Annotated in this window: 4 protein-coding genes and 3 tRNA genes; all 7 read left to right on the plus strand. The window is 62.5% G+C overall.

Going from position 1 to position 4,076, the window contains the following annotated elements:
- Positions 1–33: 33 nt before the first annotated feature.
- The 7 genes from AC1VAN_RS13915 (at position 34) to rplC (ending at position 4,033) form a co-directional block, all read left to right on the plus strand.
- On the plus strand, positions 34–1,044 hold the full coding sequence (locus AC1VAN_RS13915; protein ID WP_480986003.1) for an isoaspartyl peptidase/L-asparaginase family protein: 1,011 nt from the start codon (positions 34–36) through the stop codon (positions 1,042–1,044).
- Between the two features lie 142 nt (positions 1,045–1,186).
- Positions 1,187–1,272: transfer RNA gene (locus tag AC1VAN_RS13920), tRNA-Tyr, on the plus strand.
- 26 nt (positions 1,273–1,298) lie between these two features.
- Positions 1,299–1,372: transfer RNA gene (locus AC1VAN_RS13925), tRNA-Gly, on the plus strand.
- Positions 1,373–1,420: 48 nt separating this feature from the next.
- Positions 1,421–1,496 (plus strand) — tRNA-Thr (locus tag AC1VAN_RS13930).
- 39 nt (positions 1,497–1,535) lie between these two features.
- The gene (gene tuf, locus AC1VAN_RS13935; RefSeq protein WP_480986004.1) at positions 1,536–2,726 is read left to right on the plus strand and encodes an elongation factor Tu; all 1,191 of its coding nucleotides are present in this window, start codon (positions 1,536–1,538) and stop codon (positions 2,724–2,726) included.
- A 333-nt stretch (positions 2,727–3,059) separates the two neighbouring features.
- Positions 3,060–3,371, plus strand: a complete 312-nt coding sequence (gene rpsJ / locus AC1VAN_RS13940; protein ID WP_010341589.1) for a 30S ribosomal protein S10 — start codon at positions 3,060–3,062, stop codon at positions 3,369–3,371.
- A gap of 11 nt (positions 3,372–3,382) precedes the next feature.
- On the plus strand, positions 3,383–4,033 hold the full coding sequence (rplC, locus tag AC1VAN_RS13945) for a 50S ribosomal protein L3 (RefSeq protein ID WP_025879301.1): 651 nt from the start codon (positions 3,383–3,385) through the stop codon (positions 4,031–4,033).
- Positions 4,034–4,076: the final 43 nt, after the last annotated feature.

A 4,076-nucleotide genomic window follows, 5' to 3' on the forward strand; every position in this document is an offset into this window, starting at 1 on the left:
ATCCAATCCTTGTCCTGCTGGAGATCTGCTTCCATGAAACTGCGCCTGGCGCTGTCCGCGCTGTTGTCCCTGCCACTGCTGGCCCAGGCCGCACCCACCGCATCACCGCTGCTGGTCATCCACGGCGGTGCCGGGGTGGAGCGCAAGGATCTCTCCGCGGCAGAAGAACAGGCCGCGCGCGCTGCGCTGAAGGCGGCATTGCTGAAGGGCCATGCCGAACTTGCAGCCGGGCATCCGGCACTGGCGGCGGTGACCGCGGCCATCACCGTGCTCGAGGATGATCCGACCTTCAACGCGGGCAAGGGCGCGGTGTTCACCCACGAAGGCCGCAATGAACTGGACGCGGCGGTGATGGACGGTGCCACCCAGGCGGCCGGAGCAGTGGCCGGCGTGCAGCGCGTGCGCAACCCGATCCTCCTCGCGCAGGCGGTGATGCAGAAGTCCAGGCACGTGATGATGGTGGGGCAGGGCGCCGAAGCCTTCGCCACCGAGCAGGGCGTGACCCTGGTCGACCCCTCCTACTTCCGCACCGACAAGCGCTGGCAGCAGCTGCAGCGTGCATTGAAGGAAGAGGCGGGCGGGCAGGCGCATGCCGACCTGGAAACCGCAAAGCACTTCGGCACGGTCGGTGCGGTCGCCCTGGATGCACAGGGGCATCTTGCTGCAGGCACCTCCACTGGCGGCATGACCAACAAGCGCTATGGACGTGTCGGCGATTCGCCGATCATCGGTGCCGGCACCTGGGCCGATGCGCGTTGTGCGGTGTYGGGTACCGGTTGGGGCGAGTACTACATCCGTACCGCGGCAGCCCATGAGATCTGCGCGCGCATGCGCTACCTCGGTCAGTCGCCGGAACAGGCGGGCAAGGGCGTGATCAACGACGCGATTCCGCAGATGGGCGGCGACGGCGGGGCGATCGTGCTCTCTGCAGATGGGAAAGCGGCAGCGCCGTTCAACACCCAGGGCATGTATCGGGGCTGGATCGGGGCCGATGGCGTTGCCCATGTGGCCATCTTTGCCGACGAGACAATCGCGCTGCCTTGAGCAGACCCTTGCGTATCAAGGGGTTTGCGACGCGCGTGAAAAAAAGTGAAAAAAAGCGTTGACAGACCCCCGCTTCATCTCCAGAATTGCGGGCTCACCACCACACACCGCAACGCTTCGGCGGCACGGAATGGGGTGGTAAGGAGGGATACCCAAGCGGCCAACGGGGGCAGACTGTAAATCTGCTGGCTTACGCCTTCGGTGGTTCGAATCCACCTCCCTCCACCAGCTTCACGTTGTGGCACATTCCCGGTGCGGGAGTAGTTCAATGGTAGAACCTCAGCCTTCCAAGCTGATGGTGCGGGTTCGATTCCCGTCTCCCGCTCCATTGAATGAACTTTGAATATTATCGAGTTCATGCCATAATGCAAAACTCGCTCACATAGCTCAGTCGGTAGAGCACTTCCTTGGTAAGGAAGAGGTCGAAGGTTCGATTCCTTTTGTGAGCACCATCTTCAGCACCACACCAGACGAATTCGAGATAAGCAGCCATGGCCAAGGGTAAGTTCGAGCGCACCAAGCCGCACGTCAATGTCGGCACCATCGGTCACGTCGACCACGGCAAGACCACGCTGACCGCCGCACTGACCAAGATCGGTGCCGAGCGCTTTGGTGGCGAGTTCAAGGATTACTCCGCGATCGACGCTGCGCCGGAAGAAAAGGCGCGTGGCATCACGATCTCGACCGCGCACGTCGAATACGAATCCACCGTTCGTCACTACGCCCACGTCGAYTGCCCGGGCCAYGCTGACTAYGTSAAGAACATGATCACSGGYGCYGCYCARATGGACGGCGCKATYCTGGTGTGCTCGGCCGCTGACGGCCCGATGCCGCARACSCGYGARCACATCCTGCTGWSSCGYCARGTYGGCGTGCCGTACATYRTCGTSTTCCTGAACAAGGCCGACATGGTTGACGATGCCGAGCTGCTGGAACTGGTCGAAATGGAAGTCCGCGAGCTGCTGAGCAAGTACGACTTCCCGGGCGACGACACCCCGATCATCTCGGGTTCGGCCCGTCTGGCGCTGGAAGGCGACCAGAGCGACATCGGCGTGCCGGCCGTCATCAAGCTGGTCGAGGCGCTGGACACCTGGATCCCGACCCCGGAGCGTGACGTCGACAAGGCGTTCCTGATGCCGGTCGAAGACGTGTTCTCGATCTCGGGCCGCGGCACCGTGGTGACCGGTCGTATCGAGCGCGGCGTGATCAAGGTCGGCGAAGAAATCGAAATCGTCGGCATCCGTCCGGTGCAGAAGACCACCGTGACCGGCGTGGAAATGTTCCGCAAGCTGCTGGACCAGGGTCAGGCAGGCGACAACGCCGGTCTGCTGCTGCGCGGCACCAAGCGTGACGACGTCGAGCGTGGCCAGGTTCTGGCCAAGCCGGGTTCGATCAAGCCGCACACCAAGTTCGACGCCGAAGTGTACGTRCTGTCGAAGGACGAAGGCGGCCGTCACACCCCGTTCTTCAAGGGCTACCGTCCGCAGTTCTACTTCCGTACCACCGACATCACCGGTGCGGTCGAGCTGCCGGAAGGYGTCGAGATGGTGATGCCGGGCGACAACGTGAAGATGGTTGTCACCCTGATCAACCCGGTCGCCATGGACGCCGGCCTGCGCTTCGCCATCCGCGAAGGTGGCCGTACCGTCGGTGCTGGCGTGGTTGCCAACATCCTCGAGTAATCTGCTAGACTCTGCGCCCCGATGTTGCCTGGGTAGGGCATCGGGGCGTATCAAACGGGAAAGTAGGCACAGGATGTGCCTTGTGTTCCCCGGACCAGGAAGGGTCAATGCCATTCAGGCGGCGTCAACAGGAGACTGTTGACAGCTGCCTTGCGTGCCATTATGCTTCTCCGTCTGGGCAGGCCGGTTTCACGGGTCTGCCTATGCATTTGGGGTCTACGGATTGACCTTGTCGGCCTGCGGGAATGCGGGCCGTCTGTATTCAGGGATTTCATGGGGCAAAGCAACCCAGAGGCTTTGTCTGTCGCTCTTTTATCGAAGGAACCTACCGCCATGGCGGACCAAAAGATCCGGATCCGGCTGAAAGCGTTCGATCATCGTCTGATCGACCGTTCGGCCAGCGAGATCGTTGAGACGGCGAAGCGGACCGGCGCGCAAGTGCGTGGCCCGATCCCGCTGCCGACCAAGATCGAGCGTTACACCATCCTCGTCTCCCCGCACGTCGACAAGGACGCGCGTGACCAGTACGAGACCCGCACGCACAAGCGCGTGCTCGATATCGTTGACCCGAATGACAAGACCGTGGACGCGCTGATGAAGCTCGAACTGGCTGCCGGCGTCGACGTTCAGATCAAGCTGACCTGAGGACTACGACCATGACGAAGAAGTATTCGTTGGGCTTCGTGGGCCGCAAGGCTGGCATGAGCCGCGTGTTCACCGAAGATGGCCGTTCCATTCCGGTGACCCTGATCGAAGCAACCCCCAACCGCATCGCGCAGATCAAGACCGTCGAAACTGACGGCTACAGCGCCGTGCAGGTGACCGTCGGTGCGCGTCGCGCTGCCCTGGTCAACAAGCCGGAAGCCGGCCACTTCGCCAAGGCGAAAGTGGAAGCGGGCCGTGGCCTGTGGGAATTCCGCGTTGAAGACGCCCAGCTCGGCGATTTCGCCGTGGGTGGCGAAGTCAAGGCGGACATCTTTGAAGTCGGCCAGATCGTCGACGTCCAGGGTGTCACCAAGGGTAAGGGCTTCCAGGGCACCATCAAGCGCTACAACTTCCGTATGGGTGACGCTACCCACGGCAACTCGCTGTCGCATCGCGCGCCGGGTTCGCTGGGTCAGCGCCAGACGCCCGGCCGCGTGTTCCCGGGTAAGAAGATGTCCGGTCACATGGGCGCCGTGCAGCAGAGCACCCAGAACCTGGAAGTTGTCAAGGTCGACGTCGAACGCGGTCTGATCGCGGTTCGCGGCGCCGTTCCGGGCGCGGCGGGTGGCGACGTGATCGTCCGTCCGGCGAGCAAGGCATAAGGAGAGATGACGATGGAACTCGTTATCACGGGTAGCAATAACA

It is taken from the genome of Stenotrophomonas sp. 05L44_2, from assembly GCF_056665995.1.